General features: G+C 74.0%; 16 protein-coding genes and 1 rRNA gene. 11 read left to right on the top strand and 6 right to left on the bottom strand.

Annotation, left to right across the window (positions count from 1 at the left end; all coding sequences use genetic code 11):
• The 9 genes from rrf to J1M44_RS09245 all read left to right on the top strand — a co-directional run.
• Window positions 1-99: ribosomal RNA gene (gene rrf / locus J1M44_RS09285) — 5S ribosomal RNA — on the top strand; the annotation flags it as partial.
• Between the two features lie 637 nt (window positions 100-736).
• Entirely contained in the window at window positions 737-1,639 is a 903-nt protein-coding gene (locus J1M44_RS09280; protein ID WP_189290257.1) for a hypothetical protein, read from the top strand.
• Window positions 1,636-2,466, top strand: coding sequence for an HAD-IIA family hydrolase (locus J1M44_RS09275; RefSeq protein ID WP_065573208.1), 831 nt, complete (start codon window positions 1,636-1,638; stop codon window positions 2,464-2,466). The genes J1M44_RS09280 and J1M44_RS09275 overlap by 4 nt, the downstream gene beginning before the upstream one ends.
• The gene (locus J1M44_RS09270; protein WP_065573207.1) at window positions 2,459-3,301 is read left to right on the top strand and encodes a TlyA family RNA methyltransferase; all 843 of its coding nucleotides are present in this window, start codon (window positions 2,459-2,461) and stop codon (window positions 3,299-3,301) included. The genes J1M44_RS09275 and J1M44_RS09270 overlap by 8 nt, the downstream gene beginning before the upstream one ends.
• Window positions 3,302-3,414: 113 nt before the next feature.
• Window positions 3,415-4,503, top strand: coding sequence for an NAD kinase (locus tag J1M44_RS09265; RefSeq protein ID WP_065573206.1), 1,089 nt, complete (start codon window positions 3,415-3,417; stop codon window positions 4,501-4,503).
• A complete protein-coding gene (gene recN, locus J1M44_RS09260; RefSeq protein ID WP_065573205.1) occupies window positions 4,500-6,242 on the top strand; it encodes a DNA repair protein RecN in 1,743 nt (580 codons plus the stop codon). Before J1M44_RS09265 ends, recN begins: the two co-directional genes overlap by 4 nt.
• A gap of 41 nt (window positions 6,243-6,283) precedes the next feature.
• The gene (locus J1M44_RS09255; protein ID WP_049158121.1) at window positions 6,284-6,991 is read left to right on the top strand and encodes an NUDIX domain-containing protein; all 708 of its coding nucleotides are present in this window, start codon (window positions 6,284-6,286) and stop codon (window positions 6,989-6,991) included.
• A complete protein-coding gene (xerD, locus tag J1M44_RS09250) occupies window positions 6,988-8,004 on the top strand; it encodes a site-specific tyrosine recombinase XerD (protein WP_002855875.1) in 1,017 nt (338 codons plus the stop codon). The genes J1M44_RS09255 and xerD overlap by 4 nt, the downstream gene beginning before the upstream one ends.
• Window positions 8,005-8,013: 9 nt before the next feature.
• Complete coding sequence (locus J1M44_RS09245; protein ID WP_081091340.1) at window positions 8,014-9,723, top strand: CTP synthase; 1,710 nt, start codon at window positions 8,014-8,016, stop codon at window positions 9,721-9,723.
• Window positions 9,724-9,978: 255 nt separating this feature from the next.
• Here J1M44_RS09245 and J1M44_RS09240 read toward each other — a convergent pair whose 3' ends face one another.
• The 4 genes from J1M44_RS09240 to J1M44_RS09225 are packed head-to-tail and all read right to left on the bottom strand — an operon-like array spanning window position 9,979 to window position 14,331.
• Window positions 9,979-11,124: a bifunctional 2-methylcitrate synthase/citrate synthase gene (locus tag J1M44_RS09240; protein WP_002857407.1), complete on the bottom strand. Its 1,146-nt coding sequence runs from the start codon at window positions 11,122-11,124 to the stop codon at window positions 9,979-9,981.
• A 56-nt stretch (window positions 11,125-11,180) separates the two neighbouring features.
• Window positions 11,181-12,119: a methylisocitrate lyase gene (prpB, locus tag J1M44_RS09235; RefSeq protein ID WP_144823904.1), complete on the bottom strand. Its 939-nt coding sequence runs from the start codon at window positions 12,117-12,119 to the stop codon at window positions 11,181-11,183.
• A complete protein-coding gene (locus J1M44_RS09230) occupies window positions 12,119-13,645 on the bottom strand; it encodes an MmgE/PrpD family protein (RefSeq protein ID WP_002857411.1) in 1,527 nt (508 codons plus the stop codon). Before J1M44_RS09230 ends, prpB begins: the two co-directional genes overlap by 1 nt.
• The gene (locus tag J1M44_RS09225; protein WP_002857413.1) at window positions 13,642-14,331 is read right to left on the bottom strand and encodes a GntR family transcriptional regulator; all 690 of its coding nucleotides are present in this window, start codon (window positions 14,329-14,331) and stop codon (window positions 13,642-13,644) included. The genes J1M44_RS09230 and J1M44_RS09225 overlap by 4 nt, the downstream gene beginning before the upstream one ends.
• A 216-nt stretch (window positions 14,332-14,547) precedes the next feature.
• On the opposite strand from J1M44_RS09225, the gene J1M44_RS09220 reads away from it, so the two are divergent.
• Window positions 14,548-16,503, top strand: a complete 1,956-nt coding sequence (locus J1M44_RS09220) for an AMP-binding protein (RefSeq protein WP_206480879.1) — start codon at window positions 14,548-14,550, stop codon at window positions 16,501-16,503.
• 7 nt (window positions 16,504-16,510) lie between these two features.
• Here the strand turns inward: J1M44_RS09220 and J1M44_RS09215 are convergent, their stop codons facing one another.
• Together J1M44_RS09215 and J1M44_RS09210 are read right to left on the bottom strand one after the other, a co-directional pair.
• Complete coding sequence (locus J1M44_RS09215; protein ID WP_002857416.1) at window positions 16,511-17,227, bottom strand: response regulator; 717 nt, start codon at window positions 17,225-17,227, stop codon at window positions 16,511-16,513.
• Entirely contained in the window at window positions 17,224-18,846 is a 1,623-nt protein-coding gene (locus J1M44_RS09210) for a sensor histidine kinase (RefSeq protein ID WP_002857418.1), read from the bottom strand. The genes J1M44_RS09215 and J1M44_RS09210 overlap by 4 nt, the downstream gene beginning before the upstream one ends.
• Before the next feature lie 187 nt (window positions 18,847-19,033).
• Here J1M44_RS09210 and J1M44_RS09205 point away from each other — a divergent pair, with 187 nt between their 5' ends.
• Window positions 19,034-20,449, top strand: coding sequence for a C4-dicarboxylate transporter DctA (locus J1M44_RS09205; RefSeq protein ID WP_002857420.1), 1,416 nt, complete (start codon window positions 19,034-19,036; stop codon window positions 20,447-20,449).
• Window positions 20,450-20,455 lie beyond the last annotated feature (6 nt).

Raw genomic sequence — 20,455 nt, 5'->3', positions numbered from 1 at the left:
GGGGAAACGCCCGGTTCCATTCCGAACCCGGAAGCTAAGGCCCACAGCGCCGATGGTACTGCAGCCGGGAGGTTGTGGGAGAGTAGGTCGCCGCCGGACATTCTTTGAGGGAGGGCCTCGCACTGTTGGTGCGAGGCCCTTCCCGCATTTCTGGACTGTTTCCCCGAGAGGACGGTCCGCCACAGGCTCCGGGCACTAGCCTGGTCCCCTGAGGACCCGGCCGCGAGGCCGGCGCATGAGGAACAGAGACTGCGTTCCCGCGGATCATCGCGGCGTGACGCCCAGGAAGGACACCATGGCTGAGGACACCCCCCGAGAGCGCCGCGAGGACCGTGGATCCGAGGGCCGCGGGCCCCGTGGTGGCGGTGACGGCCGGCGTCGTGGTGGTGACCGCGACGGACGTCCTCGCAGCGGTGCCGGTGACCGGCGCCGCTCCGACGGGCCTCACGAGGACCGTCGTCGTGGCTCCGCAGACGGCCCGCGTCGTCAGGACGGGGCCGGTGACCGTGGCCCGCGTCGCGAGGAGTTCGGCCGCGACGGTGCGCGGCGTCGCTTCCGCCCGACCTCCGAGGACCGCCGGCGCGGCCCGGGCCAGGGGGGCGGACGCCCCGAGCGCCGCGGTGCGCCGACGGGCCCTCGTCGCGAGGACCGCGGCGAACGACCCGCCCACAATCCCGGTGATCTCCGAGCGGCGAATCGTGCGGACCAGGAGCGCTCTCCGGACATCGACCCGGACGTGACGGGCCAGGAGCTCGACCGGGGCACGCTCAAGGAGATCAACGGCCTCGACGAACGGCCTGCCAGCTGGGTCGCCAAGCACCTCGTGATGGCCGGTCGCTACCTGGACGTCGACCCGGCGCTGGCGTTCCAGCACGCCCTCGCCGCGTCCCGCAAGGGCGGCCGCCTCTCACGCGTGCGCGAGGCCGTCGCGCTCACCGCCTACGCGGCGGGGGAGTACGCCGACGCGCTGCGCGAGTTCCGCACCTACCGGCGCATGACGGGCGACGACACCCACATCGCCGCGCAGGTGGACAGCGAGCGTGCCCTCGGCCGCACGGAGAAGGCCCTGCAGCTGGCCACCGAGGTGGATGCCACGCGTCTGGACCGGGCGGCGCGGGCCGAGCTGGCCATGGTCGTCTCCGGCATCCGCGAGGACGCCGGCGACCTCCAGGGCGCCCATGAGGCCCTGCAGATCCCGGAACTGGACCGGCGGCGCGGCTACCCCTTCTCTCCCCGGCTGTTCCAGCGCCAGGCCGACGTGCTGCTCGCCCTGGGGCGCCGCGACGAGGCTCGGCTCTGGGCGCGTGCCGTGCGCGTCGCGGAGAAGGCCCTCGGCGTAGGCGGGTTCGCGGACCCGGAGATCATCGACGTGGACACCGAGCCGGTCGAGATCCCCCGGGACCGCCGCCCGTCCCCCCGCGAACGGCGCCACGAGCGGTATGCGGCTGAGGCCGGTGCGGAGCCGACGGCGGACGGATCCCCGGCCGAGGAGCCGGGGGCCACCACGGAGCCGACCGAGGCGCCCCGGCCGGAAGCCGCCACGGAGCTGCCGGCCGCCGTCGACGCGCCGGACGAGGTCGACCCGAACCAGCTGTCGCTGTTCGACGCCCTCGAGGCCCCGGAGGCAGACGAGCGGTGAGCACCACGTTCTTCGACGGTCACGACGGGCTGCTCTGCGACCTGGACGGCGTCGTCTACGCCGGAGGCGGCGCGATCGCCGGGGCGGTCGAGACGCTGTCGATGCTGCAGGAACGGGGCGTGCCGGTCGGGTTCGTGACGAACAACGCCTCCCGCGCGCCGGAGTCCGTGGCCGAGCATCTCCGCACGCTCGGGGTGCCCGCGCAGGCGGGGCAGGTCTTCGGCTCCGCACCGGCGGGCGTCGATCTGCTCGAGGAGACGCTCGGCCGCCGCACCGGTCGGGTGCTCGTGGTCGGCTCGGCGTATCTGCGCGCCGTGGTCGAGGAGCGGGGCTACGAGGTGGTCGCGTCCGCGGCGCAGCGTCCCGACGCGGTGATCCAGGGCTTCGACCCCGGTCTCGGCTGGGCCGATCTGGCGGAGGCGGCGTACGCCGTGCGCGCCGGGGCCACCTGGGTCGCCACCAACCTGGACGCCTCGATCCCGCGCGCGGAGGGGATCGCCCCCGGCAACGGGGCCCTCGTCGAGGCGGTGGGCCGGGCCACCGGCACCGCGCCCGTGGCGGCGGGCAAGCCCGAGCCACGACTGTTCCGGACGGCGGCCGAGGCCCTCGGCCTGGCCCGTCCCCTCGTGGTCGGCGACCGCCTGGACACGGACATCCGCGGCGGCAACGCAGCGGGGTTCGACACGGTGCTCGTCCTGACCGGCATCGACACGCGCGAGACCGCGGCCGCCGCCCCCGGGCCGGACCGGCCGACGTGGGTCCGTGCGCACCTGCCCGCTCTGCTCGCCGGCGGGGCCGAGGGCTCCGCGGACCCACGGCGTGGCTGAGTCCGCACGCGCCGACGTCGCCCTGGCCGCCCGGGGCCTGGCCCGCTCCCGCACGGAGGGCGCGGCGCTCATCCGCGCGGGACAGGTCCTCGTCGACGGCCGCCCGGTGCGCCGGCCCGCCGACCGCGTGGCTGCCGACGCCACGCTGCGCCTGCGCGACCCGGGCCCGCGGTACGTCTCCCGTGCGGCCCACAAGCTCGTCAGCGCACTCGAGGCATTCCCGGACGTGGGCGTGGCCGGCCGCCGGGCGCTCGACGCCGGGGCCTCCACCGGCGGATTCACCCAGGTCCTCCTCGAGCGGGGCGCTGAACGGGTGGCCGCCGTCGACGTGGGCCACGACCAGCTGGCCCCGCCCGTCCGGGCCGACCCCCGCGTCCTCGTGCGCGAGGGGCTCAACGTCCGCGACCTCACGGCCGAGGACATCGACGGTCCGGTGGACCTGGTGGTCTCCGACCTGTCCTTCATCTCGCTGCGCCTCGTCCTCGCCCCGCTCGCGGGCGTGTGCCGACCCGGCGCCGAGCTGCTGCTCATGGTCAAGCCCCAGTTCGAGGTGGGGCGGCGCGCCCTGCCGCGCTCCGGTGTCGTGACCGATCCCGACGCCCGCCGCGACGCCGTCGTGGGGGTGGCCGCGGCCGCGCTGGGCGCCGGCCTCGCACCGCGCGGCCTCGCCCGATCCGGCCTGGCCGGACAGGACGGGAACGCCGAGTTCTTCCTGCGGCTCCGCCGTCCCGACGCCACCGCGGCCGACGACCCGGCCGACGGGACGAGCCCGGCCCCGCCCGCCGGCGAGCGCGCCGCCGGGTGGGTCCGGGGCGCGCACATCGACTGGTCCTGACCCCCGACCGGGGGACACCGCCCGTCCACGGGCGCGGGGCCACCGGTTCGCGTGTCCGGTCTCGTGGCTATCCTGGAGCGCAGTGCCCGGCACCCCGGCTCGCGGAAGGAACCATGCCCTACACCCCCGGACGTCGCGTCCTCGTCCTGACCCACACGGGCCGCGAGGACGCCATCAGCGCGGCGCTGCAGGCCACCCGCATGTTCGCGGAGGAGGGCCTGGTCAGCGTCATGCTCGAACAGGACGTGGCCGCCATCCGCGCGGCCGCGGGGGACCCCCCGGAGTTCGCGCCGGAGGCCCTCGGGGTCGACTGCGAGCTCGAGGACATCACCCTCGGCCTCGTCCTCGGCGGCGACGGCTCGGTGCTGCGGGCGGCCGACTTCGTCCGCGGCTACAACGTGCCGCTGCTGGCGGTGAACCTGGGCCACGTCGGCTTCCTCGCCGAGTCCGAGCGCACCGACCTGCACCGCACCGTCCAGGCGATCGCCTCGGAGTCCTACGTGGTGATCGAGCGCATGGCCCTGGACGTCGTCGTGCACGTGGAGGGCCGCGAGGTGGCCCGCACGTGGGCCCTCAACGAGGCCTCCGTGGAGAAGTCCCACCGGGAGCGGATGCTCGAGGTGGTCGTGTCCGTGGACAACTCGCCGCTGACGGCCTTCGGCTGCGACGGCGTCGTGCTGGCCACCCCCACCGGCTCCACGGCCTACGCCTTCTCCGGCGGGGGCCCCGTGGTGTGGCCCTCCGTGGAGGCCCTGCTGTGCGTGCCCATCAGCGCCCACGCCCTGTTCACCCGCCCCCTCGTGGTGGGTCCGCGCTCCACGATCGGCGTGGACGTGCTCACCCGCACCCGCGAGACCGGTGTGCTGTGGTGTGACGGCCGGCGCACCGTCGAACTGCCGCCGCAGGCCCGGATCGAGGTGTCCCGGTCGGCGGAGCCGGTGCGCCTGGCCCGTCTCAACCCGACTCCCTTCGCGGAACGGCTGGTGCGCAAGTTCCGGCTGCCCACGGACGGCTGGCGCGGCCCCGTCACCGCCCAGGAGCGGGCGGGCGTGCTCCACGCGGTGGAGACCGTCGAGCCGCGGCACGCGGGGCCGCGTCCCGACGTCGTCGAACCGGCCACCATGCCGCTGTCGGTGCTCTCGCCCGCGGACATCCAGCGCCACCGCGACCGCGGGGCGCGTCACCCCGGGGAGGACGCATGATCGACCATCTGAGGATCTCGGGGCTCGGCGTGATCGGCGAGGCCACCGTGGACCTGGACCCCGGCTTCACCGTCGTCACCGGCGAGACCGGCGCCGGCAAGACCATGGTGGTCACCGCCCTGGGCCTGCTGCTCGGCGCGCGCGCCGACGCGGGCGCGGTCCGCCGGGGCTCGTCCCGTGCCGTCGTGGACGCCGGCGTGCGCGTGGCCGCGGACCACGCGGCGCTCCGCCTGGCTCAGGAAGCCGGTGCGGTCGTGGACGAGGGCGACGACGGCACCCGCGACCTGGTCCTCAGTCGCAGCGTCACGGCGTCGGGGGAGGGCACACGCTCCCGCGCCGCGGCCGGCGGCCGTTCCGTGCCCGTGGGCCTGCTCTCCGAGATCGGGGCCACGCTCGTGGCCGTGCACGGGCAGAACGACCAGGTCCGCCTCCAGGGCGCCGACGCCCAGCGGCACGCGCTCGATGCGTTCGGCGGCGCCGAGCTCGCCGCGGCCCTGCGGGCCTACCGCGCGGACCACGCCGCCTGGGCCGCCGCGCGTCGGGAGCGCGAGGAGCTCACCGCCCACCGCCAGGAGCGGGCCCGCGAGGCCGAAGCGCTCCAGCGCTCGCTCGAGGAGATCGACCTCGCCGACCCGCAGGAGGGGGAGGACGAGGAGCTGCGGGCTCTCATCCGCCGGCTCGAGGACGTCGAGGAGCTGCGCGCCGCCTCGGGGGAGGCGCACGCCCGACTGGCCGGCCCCGACGTGGACGCGATGGACGAGACCCCCGGCGCCGTCAGCCTCGTGGAGGGGGCGCGGCAGGCCGTGCTCGCCGCCCCCGGCGACGACCCCGAGCTCGCCGCCGCGGCCGCGCGCCTGGCCGAGGCCGCCGTCGTGCTCACGGACATCGCCGGCGACCTGGCCCGCTACACCGCCGACCTGGACGCCGACGCGGCCTCCGACCTCGACGCGGCCCAGTCGCGGCTGGCCGAGCTCACTCGACTGCAGCGGCTCTACGGGCCGGAGCTCGCCGACGTGATCGACTGGGCCCGGACCCAGCGTCCGCGCCTGGACGAGCTGCAGGGCGACTCCGGCCGCCTCGAGGAGCTCGAGGCGGAGGTCGACCGGCTCGACGCCGCACTGCGCGAGCGGGCCGCGACCCTCACCGCCCTGCGCACCGCGGCCGCCGAGCGGCTCGAGACCGCGGTGACCGAGGAGCTGCACGCCCTGTTCATGCCGGACGCCTCGTTCCACGTGGGACTGACGCCGGTCGCCGGGGACGGTCTCGGCCCGTACGGCGCTGAGGACGTCACGCTCGCCCTGCGCCCCCACGCGGGCGTCGAGCCCCGGCCCCTGGGCCGCGGCGCCTCCGGCGGCGAGCTCTCCCGCGTGATGCTCGCCCTCGAGGTGGTCCTGGCCGCCACGGACCCGGTGCCCACCTTCGTGTTCGACGAGGTCGACGCCGGCGTGGGCGGTGAGGCCGCCGTGCGGATCGGGGCCCGACTGGCCCGCCTCGCCCGCCACGTGCAGGTCATCGCCGTGACGCACCTGCCCCAGGTCGCCGCCTACGCGGACCGGCACGTGCGGGTGGAGAAGAACTCGGACCCGGCCGCGGGTGTGACCACCTCCGACGTCGTGACGCTGACGGCCGACGAGCGGGTCGAGGAGCTCGCCCGCATGCTCGCCGGCCATGGGGACTCCGCGGCGGCCCGCGAGCACGCCCGGGAACTGCTCGAGTCCTCCGCCCGCGAACGCGGCTGACCCGGTCCGAGGACGCCGCCCCGACATGAGAGGATCGCCCCATGCCTGAGATTTCCGCGTCCGCGGGACGCTCGCCCCTGCGCGACCTGCACGTCCCCCGCCCGGTGAAGAAGTCGAAGACCGTGTACGAGGGCCGAGTGTGGGACATCGCCCGGGAGTCGTTCCGCCTGGACCCGGCCGACAAGTCCCGGGAACCGCTGACCCGGGAGCTGATGGTGCATCCGGGCGCCGTGGCGATCCTCGCGGTCCGCACCAAGCTCACCACCACCGGCCCCCGCGAGCAGGTGGCCCTCGTCCGCCAGTACCGCCACCCCGTGGGCATGGAGCTGTGGGAGATCCCGGCGGGCCTGCGGGACGTGGACGGGGAGGACCTCCACCAGGTCGCCGTCCGTGAGCTGGCCGAGGAGGCCGACCTGCGCGCCCGCGAGTGGCACACCCTCATCGACTACTACACGACCCCGGGCGGCTCCAGCGAGGCGATCCGCGTGTTCCTGGCCCGTCAGATCGAGGAGATCCCCGACGGTCAGCGGCACACCCGGCAGGACGAGGAGGCCGCCATGCCGCTCGTGTGGGTCGGCCTCGACGAGGTGACCGACGCCGTCCTGGACGGCCGGGTGCACAACCCGTCCACCGTCGTCGCCGTGCTGGCCCTGGGCGCCCACCGCGCCCAGGGCTGGCGACGCCTGCGTCCCGTGGACGCGCCGTTCGTCCCCGACCGCCACGGCCCCGGGGCGGACTGGCCCGCGTGAGCACCGACCCGGCCGCCCGGGGGAGCGGCGAGGCCGAGGCCCGTGGGAGTCGTGGGGGCCGGGGCGCGGAGTCCGCGCTCGCGGCCCCGTTCCGCCGCCACCTGGAGCACCTGGCCGTCGAGCGGGGCCTCGCCGCGAACACGCTGGCCGCCTACCGCCGCGACCTCGAGCGCTACCGCCGCTGGCTCGAAGCCCACGGGGTGCGCGCCCCCGCCGACGTCGACCCCGGCCACGTCTCCGGCTTCCTGCGGGCGCTGGGCACCGGCGAGGACGGCGGGCGGCCCCTCGCGGTCCGCTCGGCGGCCCGCGTGCTCGCGGCCGTGCGCGGCCTGCACCGGTTCTGGGCCCTCGAGGGACTCACGCCCGCCGACCCCGCCCGCGACGTCCACCCGCCGAAGCCGGGCGACCGCCTGCCGAAGGCGCTCCCCGTGGAGCAGGTGACGGCGCTGCTGGAGGCCGTGCCCGTCGACACCCCCGCCGGACTGCGGGACCGCGCGCTGCTCGAGTTCCTCTACGGCACCGGCGCCCGCATCTCCGAGGTGGTCGGCCTCGACGTCGACGACGTGGTGGGGCTCGCGCAGACCGGGGACGACGGCGGCCAGCCCGTGGTCCGCCTGTTCGGCAAGGGGTCCAAGGAGCGCGTGGTGCCGATCGGCTCCTACGCGGCCGCCGCGCTCGACGCATGGCTGGTGCGGGGACGGCCCACGATCATGACGGGAGTCACACGCTCCACGCCCGCCCTGTTCGTCAACGCCCGCGGGGGCCGGCTCTCCCGGCAGTCCGCGTGGGCCGTGCTGAAGCGGGCGGCCGAGCGCGCCGGCCTCGAGGCGGACGTCTCGCCCCACACCCTGCGCCACTGCTTCGCCACGCACCTGCTGGCCGGCGGCGCGGACGTCCGCGTGGTCCAGGAGCTGCTCGGGCACGCGTCCGTGACCACCACGCAGGTGTACACCCTCGTCACCGTGGACTCCCTGCGCGAGGTCTACGCCGCCGCGCATCCGCGCGCGCGCTGAGCCCCGCACCTGATACGCTCGAGATCCGTGGTGAAACGAACTTCTCGTACTCAGACGTCCACGCGCGTCACCCGTCACGTGTTCGTGACCGGCGGTGTCGCCTCCTCCCTCGGCAAGGGGCTCACGGCCTCCTCGCTCGGCCACCTGCTCAAGGCGCGCGGGCTCAGGGTGGTGATGCAGAAGCTCGACCCCTACCTCAACGTGGACCCGGGCACCATGAACCCGTTCCAGCACGGCGAGGTGTTCGTTACCGAGGACGGCGCCGAGACGGACCTGGACATCGGCCACTACGAGCGCTTCCTCGACGAGGACCTCGACGGCCTGGACAACGTGACCACCGGCCAGGTGTACTCCACCGTGATCGCCCGCGAGCGCCGCGGCGAGTACCTCGGGGACACCGTCCAGGTCATCCCTCACATCACCGACGAGATCTGCCGCCGGATGCGCCTGCCCGCGGAGCCCCGCGGCGACCGCCCCGCCCCGGACGTGATCATCACGGAGATCGGCGGCACCGTCGGCGACATCGAGTCGCAGCCCTTCCTCGAGGCCGCCCGCCAGGTCCGCCAGGACGTCGGCCGCGACGACGTCTTCTTCCTGCACGTCTCCCTCGTGCCGTACATCGGCCCCTCGCAGGAGCTCAAGACCAAGCCCACCCAGCACTCCGTGGCCGCCCTGCGCTCGATCGGCATCCAGCCGGACGCGATCGTGCTGCGCTCGGACCGGGCCGTCCCCGACGACGTCCGCGGCAAGATTGCCCGCATGTGCGACGTCCCGCAGGACGCCGTCGTCAACTGCGCCGACGCCCCCTCCATCTACGACATCCCCCGCGTCATCCACGACCAGGGCCTCGACGCCCATGTGGTGCAGTCCCTGGACCTGAAGTTCAAGGACGTGGACTGGACCGCCTGGGACGCGCTCATGGACGCCGTGCACCACCCGGAGCATGAGCTCACCGTGGCGCTCGTGGGCAAGTACGTGGACCTGCCGGACGCCTACCTGTCCGTCACCGAGGCGCTGCGCGCCGGTGGCTTCGCCCACCGGGCCAAGGTGGGCATCCGCTGGGTGGCCGCGGACGAGTGCGCCACCCCTGAGGGCGCGGCGGCGGCGCTCGCGGACGTCGACGCCGTGTGTGTGCCCGGCGGCTTCGGCGTGCGCGGGCTCGAGGGCAAGCTCGGCGCGCTGCGGCACGCCCGCGAGCAGCGGATCCCGACGCTGGGTCTGTGCCTGGGCCTGCAGTCCATGGTCATCGAGTACGCCCGCAACGTCCTCGGCCTGGAGGACGCGGACTCCACCGAGTTCGACCCGGAGACCGCCTCGCCCGTGATCGCCACCATGGCCGAGCAGGAGCAGATCGTGGCCGGCGAGGGGGACCTCGGCGGCACCATGCGCCTGGGCGCCTTCCCCGCGACCCTGCGCCCGGGCTCCGTGGTGGCCGAGGCGTACGGCACCACCGAGGTGACCGAGCGCCACCGCCACCGCTACGAGGTGAACAACGCCTACCGCGACCGCCTCGAGGAGGCCGGCCTCGCGATCTGCGGCACCTCCCCGGACGGCGCCCTTGTGGAGTTCGTGGAGCTGCCCCGGGACGTGCACCCGTACTACGTGTCCACGCAGGCCCACCCGGAGTTCTCCTCCCGGCCGACCCGCCCGCACCCGCTGTTCGCCGGCCTCGTCGCCGCCGGCCTGGCCCGCCGCGCCGACGCGGCGGCCCGACGCTGAGGGGCTGCCGACCGGCCCGACACAGAGTGGTCACGACACGCCGTCGCCGCACCCGGCACGCGGCGTGTCGTGACCACTCTGCGAGGGCATCGCACGGATGACGACACGACGACGGCGGGCCGCCCCACCCGGGGCGACCCGCCGTCGTCGTGCGCGCGGGGTGCGGGCACCGCACCGCGAGCGAATGGGGCGACTTGCCGGAGGTGATCTGCGTCTACACCTCCGACAAGTCGCCCCGACCGCCGCTCACGAGGCTCAGCCCGCCGGCAGCTCCCGCTGCTCCGGGCCGTCGTAGGCCGAGAGCGGGCGGATCAGCGCGTTCGCGGCGCGCTGCTCCATGATGTGGGCGGTCCAGCCGGTGATGCGCGAGGCGATGAAGATCGGCGTGAACAGCTCGGTGTCGAAGCCCATGAGGTGATACGTCGGGCCGGCGGGGTAGTCGAGGTTCGGCTTGATCTGCTTGGCCTCGTCCATGGCCTGCTGCAGACCGTCGTACAGGCCGAGCAACTCCTCGCGGCCGTAGTGCTCGATCATCCGGTCCAGCGCGGCCTTCATGGTGGGCACGCGGGAGTCGCCGTTCTTGTAGACGCGGTGGCCGAAGCCCATGACCTTCTTCTTCTGGGCCAGGGCGTCCTCCATCCACGCCTTCGCTCGGGCGGCGGCGTCCTCACGGGACTCCTCCTTCCGGATGCCGATCTCGTCGAAGGTGTGCATCACGGCCTCGTTGGCGCCGCCGTGCAGGGGGCCCTTGAGCGCGCCGATCGCACCGGTCACGGCCGAGTGCAGGTCGGAGAGCGTCGAGGTGATCACGCGCGCGGTGAAGGTCGAGGCGTTGAACGAGTGCTCGGCGTACAGCACCATCGAGACGCGGAACGCGTCCACGACCTCCGGGGCGGCCTCCTCGCCGAACGTCATCCAGAGGAAGTTCTGCGAGTAGTCCAGGTTCTCGCGCGGCTCCACCACGTCCTGGCCGCGGCGACGGCGCTGGTCGTAGGCGACGACGGCCGGGAACGCCGCGAACAGCGCCTGGGCCTTCTCCAGCTCGGCCTCGGGGGAGGAGTCCTCCGCCTTCGGGTGGTTCGCGCCGAGCACGGACACGGCGGTGCGGCCGACGTCCATGGGGTGGCAGTCGGTGGGCAGCAGGTCGATGGCCTGCTTCACCTTCGGGTCGAGGGCACGGTGGGCGCGCTCGAAGCGCTCGAACGCGGCCAGCTCCTCGTCCGTGGGCAGCTCGCCCGTCCAGAGCAGCAGCGCGACGGCCTCGAACGGCAGCTGCGCGGCCAGGTCCTGCACGGGATAGCCGCGATACAGCAGGGAGTTCGTCTCCGGGTTGACCTTGGAGATCGCCGTGGTGTCCACGACGACGCCGGCCAGGCCCTTCTTGATCTCGGTCTCGGTCATGGTGTCCCTCCTCGGGGAGTGGGGCCCGCCCGCGCACGAGCGGGCCCGGTGACGGGTCAGAGGTCGGCGTGGTTGGCGCCGATGTCGAGCGTGGGCACGTCGAAGTTGAAGATGCCCGTGTCGAAGGCGTTGTAGCCCTCGTAGTCCACCAGCTCGTAGAGGCGGGCGCGAGTGAGCATCTGCTCCACCTGCGACTGCTGGGTGCCCTCCTCCTTGATGGCGTCGAGCACGCGCTCGGCGGCGCCCATCGCGGAGCGCAGCAGGGTGACCGGGTAGATCACCATCGCGACGCCGGCGTCGGCCAGCTGCCGGCGGGTGAACAGCTCGGACTTGCCGAACTCGGTCATGTTCGCCAGGACCGGGACCCCGAGGGGCTCCAGCTCGCGACACACGGTCTCGAACTCGCCGATGTCCTTCAGGGCCTCCGGGAAGATCGCGTCCGCACCGGCCTCCACGAGCGCCTTCATGCGGGCGATCGCGGCGTCCAGGCCCTCCACGGCACGCAGGTCGGTGCGCGCCATGATGAGGAAGTTCGGGTCCCGGCGGGCGTCGACGGCCGCGGCGATGCGCTTGACCGCGGTGTCGAGGTCCACCATGTTCTTGCCGTCGAGGTGGCCGCACCGCTTGGGGTTGAACTGGTCCTCGATGTGGCAGCCGGCCAGGCCGGCGTTCTCGAACTCCTGCACCGTGCGGGCCACGTTCATCGGCTCGCCGAAGCCCGTGTCCGCGTCGATGAGGCACGGCAGGTCCGTGAGGCGGGCGATCTGCCCGCCACGCACGGCCACCTCGGTGAGCGTGGTCAGCCCGACGTCGGGCAGGCCCAGCTCGTTCGCGAGCACGCCGCCGGAGATGTACACACCGGGGAAGCCCTTCTCCTGGATCAGCTTCGCTGACAGCGGTGTGAACGCGCCCGGGAACTGCTGGGCGCCGCCCTGCTTCAGGGTCTGCCGCAGGTCGATCCGCTTCTGTTCGGCCGTCTTCGTCGAGTACAGCATCAGAACAGGCCCTTCGGGGCGGCGACGAGGTCGGCCTCGGACAGGAACGCCGGGTCCGCCAGGATGTTCAGCTGGTCCAGCTCGCCGGGCTGCAGCTCGGCCACGCGCTCGGCGGCGGCCAGGAAGCGGTCCTGCTCCTCCTTCGAGACGATGCCCTCGGCCAGGGTGCGGAACTTCTGGATGTACTGCTCGCGGGCGAACGGCCGGGCGCCGAGCGGGTGGGCGTCGGCCACGGCGATCTCGTCGGTGATGACGGTGCCGTCCTTGAGGGTGATCTCCACCGCTCCGCCGAACGCCTTCTCCGCGAGGTCCAGCGAGTGGTAGCGGCGGGTCCACTCCGGGTCCTCCACGGTGGTCACCCTGTGCCAGAGGGCCACGGTGTCCTCGCGCTGGGCGCGCTCGGGGGCGTAGGAGTCCACGTGGTGCCAGGAGCCGTCCTGCAGGGCCACGGTGAAGATGTAGGGGATCGAGTGGTCGAGGGTCTCGCGCGAGGCGGTCGGATCGTACTTCTGCGGGTCGTTGGCGCCCGAGCCGATCACGTAGTGGGTGTGGTGCGAGGTCTTGATCAGCACCGACTCGACGTTCGCCGGGTCGGTGGCCTCCGGGTGCTCCTTGTGGAGCTTGCGGGCCAGGTCGATCCACGCCTGGGCCTGGTACTCGGCCGAGTGCTCCTTGGTGTAGGTGTCCAGGATGCCGCGCTTGGGCTCGCCCTGCTCGGGCAGCGGCACCTCGTAGGAGGCGTCCGGGCCGTCCAGCAGCCAGGCGATCACGCCGTCCTCGCCCTCGTAGATCGGGACGGGCGAGGTCTGGCCGCGCATGGCGCGGTCCACGGCCTCGACGGCCATCTTGCCTGCGAACGCCGGGGCGTGGGCCTTCCACGTGGAGATCTCGCCCTTGCGGGACTGGCGGGTGGCGGTGGTGGTGTGCAGGCCCTGGCCGATGGCCTGGAAGATGGTCTCGGTGTCCAGGCCGAGCAGGGTGCCGATGCCGGCGGAGGCCGAGGGGCCGATGTGGGCCACGTGGTCGATCTTGTGGCCGTACAGGTTGATGGACTTCACGAGGTCCACCTGGATCTCGTAGCCGGTGGCGATGCCGCGGATCAGGTCCTTGCCGGAGCGGCCGGCGTGCTGGGCGACGGCGAGGATCGGCGGGATGTTGTCGCCCGGGTGGGAGTACTCGGCGGCCAGGAACGTATCGTGGTAGTCCAGCTCGCGGACGGCCACGCCGTTGGCCCACGCGGCCCACTCGGGCGAGACCTTCTGCTCCACACCGAACACGGAGGCGCCCGCACCGCCGGTGGAGACCGGGTGGGACAGGGCCTGGGCGCGGGCGGCGACGATCGGGCCGCGCCGGAGCGAGGCGACGGCGACGGAGGCGTTGTCGATGATCCGGTTGATGATCATCTCCTCGACCTCGGGCAGCACCTCGACGTCGTCGACGGCCACCTCGGCCAGCTTCCAGGCCAGCTGGTCCTTGCGCTCGAGGTTCTCCTCGGAGCGGTGGACGCGCACGTGATGGTTCTTCATGGTCGGTCTCCTTCGGTGGGGGTCAGCAGGGTCGGGGTCTCCTCGGCGCGGCCGCGCCGGGTCAGATGGTGGAAGGCGTGGTGCAGGTGGACCCGCGTGGTCGCCTCCGCGAGGTCCGCGGCGCCCGAGCCGACGGCGTCGGCGATGTCCGCGTGCTCCGCGGCGGAGGCCGCGAGGCGGGCCGGGTCGTCGGCGGCCAGTCGGCGCAGGCGCGCCAGGTGCAGGCGCAGGGTGCGCAGGGTGGAGACGAGGTAGGGGTTCGCGGCGGCCTCGTCCAGCCGGCTGTCCAGCTCGGCCGTCATCGCGTAGTAGTCCGCGGGGTCGGTCCCACCGCGCAGGGCCGTCTCGGCCTCCTGGAAACGGCCCGCGAGGACCGTGAACCGCTCGGCCGCCTCCGGGGTGGCCCGCTGCGCGGCCCGGCGCGCCAGGAGGGACTCGAGGGCGATGCGCAGGTCGAACAGCTGGTCCGCCTGCTCGAGGGACAGGTCGGCGACGACGATGCCCCGGCCCGGTGCCTGCTCGGCCAGGCCGTCGGCCACCAGGCGGGAGAGCGCCTCGCGCAGAGGGGTGCGCGAGATGCCCAGGCGTTCGGCCTGCTCCACCTCGCCCAGGCCCGCGCCCGGAGGGAGGGACCAGTCGAGGATCTCCGCCCTCAGGGCCTGGTACGCCCGCTCACTCGCTCGCATGCGGCCAGTGTATACACAACAGTCCCGCCGAGGGCAGGGGGTGTGTCCGGTGCGCGCGTCGGACGACGCCGTCGGAGGGGAGTGTCGTCCGGCGTGACGGGGCCGGGTGCCGTGCCCCTGGCGGGGGACGCCCGTGCGCCGCCATGCCTCACTCGCAACGCGCGAGATGTATACAGATCTCTTGCCCCGTGTGATCTACAGCACTACCCTGGGCGCATGGCGACCCACGATGCCCCCACCGAAGACCGCCCCTCCGGCGCGTACGCCGACGCCCACGCCCGCTCCCTCCGCGACCCCGAGGGGTTCTGGCTCGACGCGGCGCGCGCCATCGACTGGACCGTCGCGCCCACGCGCGCCCTCGACGACTCCGCCGCGCCCCTGTACCGCTGGTTCCCGGACGGCGAGCTGAACACCGCCTTCAACTGCCTGGACCGGCACGTCGAGGCGGGCCGCGGGGACGCCGTCGCGCTGATCCATGACTCCGCGATGACCGGCGAGGTCACCCGCTACACGTACGCCGAGCTCACGGACGCGGTGGCCCGCCTGGCCGGCGCCCTGGCCGCGCGCGGCGTCGGCAGGGGCGACCGCGTCCTCGTGTACCTGCCGATGATCCCGCAGGCCCACATCGCGATGCTGGCGTGCGCGCGGCTCGGCGCGGTGCACTCCGTGGTCTTCGGCGGCTTCGCCCCGCGCGAGCTCGCCTCCCGCATCGACGACGCCGCCCCCGACGTCGTGCTCACCTGCTCCGGCGGCATCGAGCCCAAGCGCCGGGTCGAATACCTGCCCGCCGTGGCCGAGGCGCTCGAGACCGCCGCGCACCCCGTGCGCACGGTGCTGGTCCACCACCGCGAGGGCTTCGAGACCGCGCTCGCGGACGCCGACGGACGCGGGGGCGCGAGCTGGGAGGACTGGGGCGAGGCCGTCGCGGCCGCCGAGCCGGCCGACTGCGTCCCGGTGCAGGCCACCGACCCGCTGTACGTGCTCTACACCTCGGGCACCACGGGCAAGCCGAAGGGCGTCGTCCGGGACAACGGGGGCCACGCCGTCGCCCTGCGCTGGACCATGGAGCACATCTACGACGTCGGCCCGGGGCAGGTGATGTGCACGGCCTCGGACGTGGGCTGGGTCGTGGGGCACTCCTACATCGTCTACGGCCCACTGCTGGCCGGGGCCACCACGGTGATGTACGAGGGCAAGCCCGTGGGCACGCCCGACGCCGGCGCGTTCTGGCGGCTCATCGAGGACCACGGCGTGCGCTCCTTCTTCACGGCCCCCACGGCGCTGCGCGCGATCCGCCGCGCCGACCCCGAGGGCGAGCTGCTCAAGGCCCACGACCTGTCCTCCCTGCGGCACTTCTTCGCCGCGGGCGAGCGCCTGGACCCGGAGACGCAGCGGTGGATCGAGGGCCTGCTGGGCATGCCGGTGATCGACCACTGGTGGCAGACCGAGACCGGCTGGGCCATCGCGGCGAATCCGGTGGGCCTGGAGCAGCTGCCGGTGAAGATCGGCTCGTCCTCGGTGCCCTCGCCGGGCGTCGATCTCGTGGTCCTGGACGGCCTGGGGGAGCCCGTGCCGGCCGGGACCGAGGGCAACATCGCCCTGCGGCTGCCGCTGCCCCCGGGCACCCTGCCCACCCTGTGGCGCGACGACCAGCGCTACATAGACTCCTACCTCAGCGCGTTCCCCGGCCATTACGCGACCGGTGACTCCGGCGTCGTGGACGAGGACGGCTACGTGTTCGTGCTCGGCCGCACCGATGACGTCATCAACGTCTCCGGGCACCGGCTGTCCACGGGCGTCCTCGAGGCTGCCCTGGCCTCCCACCCGGCGGTGGCCGAATGCGCCGTGATCGGCGTCGCGGACCCGCTCAAGGGCCAGCGGCCCTCGGGCTACGTGGTCCTCAAGTCCGGCGTCGAGACGCCCGAGCCCGGCTCCGAGGCCGAGGCCGCGCTCCTGGACGAGCTGCGTCAGGCCGTGCGCCGCGAGGTGGGCCCGGTGGCGGACTTCCGCGACGTCGTCGTGGTGGAGGCGCTGCCCAAGACCCGCTCGGGCAAGATCCTGCGCAAGACCATGCGGCAGATGGCCGACGGCGAGGAGTACGCGGTGCCCTCGACCATCGAGGACCCCGCCGTGCTCGAGGCCCTGGCCGGGGTGCTGCGCCCGGCCCGCTGAGCCCCGCTCACGCGCGGCCGGCCCAGCGGTACTCCTGCTCGGGCCGGCCGCGGCCGCCGTGTCGGGCCGAGCGCCGCACCCGCCGGATCCGCTCGAGGTGCTCGAGGTAGCGCCGGGCCGTCACGCGGGAGATGCCCAGGCGCTCGCCCACCTCGGCCGCGCTCAGGGCGGTCTCCGGGTCCGCCCCCAGCAGGTCCATCACCTCGCGCAGGGTGCCCTCGGTCAACCCCTTGGGCAGGGCCTCGGCGCGCCGCTCGCGGGAGACGCGGAAGACGGCGTCCACCTGCTCCTGGCCGTCGAGGGCGCCGTCGCCGGCCAGCATCGCCGAGGCGGCGCGGAACCCGCCCAGCCGATCCGCGAACTCGTCGAACCCGAACGGCTTCACGAGGTACTGCGTCACGCCGTACGCGACGGCGCGGCGCACCACCGGCAGGTCGGTGGCCGCGGTGAGCGCCAGCACCCCGCCGTGGAAGCCGGCCGCGCGCAGTTGGTGCAGGAAGTCCAGCCCGTGCCCGTCGGGCAGGTTCATGTCCAGCAGCACGACGTCGAACGGGAAGCGCCCGTCCGCGTGCAGGCCCGCCGCGGCCACCTGCCGCGCGGCCAGCAGGGAACCGGCCACCGCGGCCACCTCGAAGCCCGGCAGCCGGTCCAGGTGCGCCACGTAGGTCTCGGCCGTCAGCTGCTCGTCCTCGACGACGAGCACCCGGTACGGGCGGGCGGTCATGTCTCCTCCTGGGCTCGGGGGTCGCGGGGCACCTCGACGGTGAACACGGTGCCCGAGTCGGTCGCGACGTCCGCGACCCCGCCGGCCTCCTCCGCGATCCGGCGCGTCAGCCACAGCCCCATGCCGCGTCCGGCGGCGCCGACGGGCTTCGTCGACCAGCCCCGGTCGAAGAGTCGGCCGCGGTCCGCGTCGGAGGGTCCGGGGCCGCCGTCGGCCACCTGCACGAGCAGGCCCGCGTCGTCCGAGACCACCTCGACGTCGACCCACCGGTCTGCCGCGGACAGGTCCGGTGCGGCGGCGGCGTCGAGGGCGTTGTCCACCAGGTTGCCCAGCACGGTCAGCAGGTCGAGCGGGCGCAGCGGGGCGGGCGCGGTCAGCTCGGCCGACCAGGTCAGCGCCACGCCCCGCTCACGCGCCTGGGCGGCCTTCGCGTCGAGCAGGGCGGCGAGGACGTCGTCGGAGGCCTCCTCGTCCGCGGCGCGGCGGGACAGCACGGCGCGGGCCGCCTCCAGCCGGCCCGACCCGACGAGGGCGAGGGCGGTGTGCAGCTGGTTGGCGTGCTCGTGCGTCTGCGCGCGCAGCGCCGTGGTCAGGGTGTGGGCCACGGTGAGCTCGTCGCCGAGCCGCTGCAGGTCGGTGCGGTCGTGCAGGACGAGCACGCGCGATCCCGCCGGGGCGGTGGTCACGCCCTCGCGGGCGGCCGCGGCGAGGGCCGTCGGCGGGACCGACCCGCCGGGGTCGGAACGGCCGGGTGCCCGCACGACCCGCTGCTGCACCACGAGGACCCGCCCGCCGACGGCGAGGCTCGCCTCGCCGCCGACCGCGCCCGGCAGGGCCGCGGAGAGCTCGGTGGGCGGTCGAGGCTCGCCCTCGCCCTCCCAGCCGAGCAGGCGCGCGGCGGCGTCGTTGTGCAGGCGGACCCGGCCGTCCGGGGCGAGGACCACGACGCCGGCTTCGAGTGAGGCCATGGCCGTCTCGGCCAGCAGGAACTGCTCGGCGATCTGCTCGGGGCCGCGTCCGAGCGTCACCCGGTTCAGATACCGGCCGACGAGCCAGGCGACGAGCAGGCCGACGGCGGCCACGGCGGCCGAGCCCAGCAGGATGCCGGGGATCTGCGCCTCGGCCATGATGGTGACGTCGGAGATCTGCACGCCCATCGTGACCACGCCCAGGACGGTGCCGTCCTCCGGGTCCACGACCGGCGCGAGCGCGCGCACCGAACGGCCCGCGGCACCGGTGCTCGAGAGCTCCACGACGGTGTCCCCGGCGACGACGGCGTCCACCGGCCTCGGATAGCGGACACCGACCTGCTCGGGGCGCCAGCTCGCCAACCGCATCCCGTCCGGATCCATCACGGTCAGCCACGAGACCTGCGCCTCGGCGATCCAGCCGTCGATCCCGGCCTGCAGGGCGGGGGCGTCGCCGACCCGCAGGGCCGAGACGAGCGCGGGGTCGCGCGCCACCAGGGTGGTGACGCCCTGGACGTGGCGCTCCTCGACGCGCAGGGCCACCTCGCGGGCCTGGAGGTAGGCGCTCCACACGCTGAACAGGGCGATGGCCGCCACGAGCGCCACGTGGACCACGGCGATCCGCCGGGCGATCGACCACGGGTGGCGCATGCCTCTCCTCCCTCGGGCCGGCGACGCGCCGGTCCACCCCCACGATCCTGCAGCCCGCGGGCCGCCGTGACCACTATGACCGCAATCGTGACCGACACCACCCCGGCCCGCGAGAGTGGTCACAACCCTCCCGCGCCGCTGCGGACCGTTCGGCGGCGCGCCACCACCGCACAGAACGGAACGCCCGATGGCGCACACCCCACCGGCCGAGACCTCGGCCCCGCCGGCCCCGGCGACGAAGAAGGACCGCACCCACTGGCTGTACATCGCCGTGATCGCCTCGGTGGTGCTGGGCGCCGCCGTCGGCCTGCTCTTCCCCGAGTTCGGCAAGTCCCTCAAGCCGCTGGGCGACGGCTTCGTCTCCCTCATCAAGATGATGATCGGCCCGGTCATCTTCTGCACGATCGCCCTCGGCGTCGGCTCGATCGCCAAGGCCGCGACCGTCGGCCGCGTGGGCGGCATCGCCCTGGTCTACTTCATGGCGATGTCCACGTTCGCGCTGGCCGTCGGCCTCGTCGTCGGCAACCTCATCCACCCCGGCGAGGGCCTCAAGCTCACGCCCTACGACCCGAACAAGCCCCAGGCCGCGGTGGACGGCACCGTCCAGTTCCTGCTGGACATCATCCCCGGCTCCCTGCCGGTGCTGCCCACCCTGTTCATCGCCCTGCTCGTGGGCTTCGCCCTGCAGCAGATGGGCCCGGCCGGCGCCCCGCTGCTGCGTGGTCTCACCCTGATCCAGGGCGTCGTGTTCCGCATCCTCATGATGGTGATGTGGGTCGCCCCGATCGGCGCCTTCGGTGCGATCGCCGCCGTCGTCGGCTCCACGGGCTGGTCCGCGATCGGCGCCATGGCGCTGCTCATGGGCGCCTTCTACCTGACCTGCATCGCCTTCATCGTGGTGGTGCTCGGCACCATCCTGAAGGTCGTGACCGGCCTGAGCATCCTGTCCCTCATGAAGTACCTGGGCCGGGAGTACCTGCTCATCTTCGCCACCAGCTCCTCCGAGACCGCCCTGCCCCGCCTGATCGCCAAGATGGAGCACGCCGGCGTGGACAAGTCCGTCGTGGGCGTGACCGTGCCCACTGGCTACTCCTTCAACCTGGACGGCACCGCCATCTACCTGACCATGGCCGCGCTCTTCGTCTCCAACGCGATGGGCGCGGAGATGAACCTCGGCGAGCAGATCGGCCTGCTGGTCTTCATGATCATCGCCTCGAAGGGCGCGGCCGGCGTCACCGGCGCGGGCATGGCCACGCTCGCCGCCGGCCTGCAGGCGCACCGACCCGAGCTGCTCGGCGGCATGGGCGTGATCGTGGGCATCGACAAGTTCATGTCCGAGGCCCGCGCCCTGACCAACTTCACCGGCAACGCCGTGGCCACGCTCCTCGTCGGCCGCTGGGTGGGCGAACTCGACGGCGAGCGCGCCCGGCGCGTCCTGAGCGGCGAGCTGAAGTTCGACGAGGCGACCGTGGTCGGCCACGACGGCGCCGCGCACGACCCGCAGCAGTCCCCGACGGTCGCCGAGCAGGCCTACGAGGGTCACCCCGACTCCAGCCTGAACTTCACGATGGCCGCCGACGGCGACCGGAACCCCATCCGCTGACGGAGG

It is taken from the genome of Micrococcus sp. KRD128, from assembly GCF_017168395.1.
GTDB lineage: Bacteria > Actinomycetota > Actinomycetes > Actinomycetales > Micrococcaceae > Micrococcus > Micrococcus luteus.
Note: the sequence above shows the minus strand (reverse complement) of the source record. Positions and strands in the feature narration are given on the sequence as shown.

Coding starts and splice junctions, on each gene's coding strand:
- J1M44_RS09265 (WP_065573206.1), top strand. CDS start 3,415: ATGCCCTACACCCCCGGACGTCGCGTCCTCGTCCTGACCCACACGGGC.
- recN (WP_065573205.1), top strand. CDS start 4,500: ATGATCGACCATCTGAGGATCTCGGGGCTCGGCGTGATCGGCGAGGCC.
- J1M44_RS09255 (WP_049158121.1), top strand. CDS start 6,284: ATGCCTGAGATTTCCGCGTCCGCGGGACGCTCGCCCCTGCGCGACCTG.
- J1M44_RS09240 (WP_002857407.1), bottom strand. CDS start 11,124: ATGACCGAGACCGAGATCAAGAAGGGCCTGGCCGGCGTCGTCGTGGAC.
- prpB (WP_144823904.1), bottom strand. CDS start 12,119: ATGCTGTACTCGACGAAGACGGCCGAACAGAAGCGGATCGACCTGCGG.
- J1M44_RS09230 (WP_002857411.1), bottom strand. CDS start 13,645: ATGAAGAACCATCACGTGCGCGTCCACCGCTCCGAGGAGAACCTCGAG.
- J1M44_RS09225 (WP_002857413.1), bottom strand. CDS start 14,331: ATGCGAGCGAGTGAGCGGGCGTACCAGGCCCTGAGGGCGGAGATCCTC.
- J1M44_RS09220 (WP_206480879.1), top strand. CDS start 14,548: ATGGCGACCCACGATGCCCCCACCGAAGACCGCCCCTCCGGCGCGTAC.
- J1M44_RS09215 (WP_002857416.1), bottom strand. CDS start 17,227: ATGACCGCCCGCCCGTACCGGGTGCTCGTCGTCGAGGACGAGCAGCTG.
- J1M44_RS09210 (WP_002857418.1), bottom strand. CDS start 18,846: ATGCGCCACCCGTGGTCGATCGCCCGGCGGATCGCCGTGGTCCACGTG.
- J1M44_RS09205 (WP_002857420.1), top strand. CDS start 19,034: ATGGCGCACACCCCACCGGCCGAGACCTCGGCCCCGCCGGCCCCGGCG.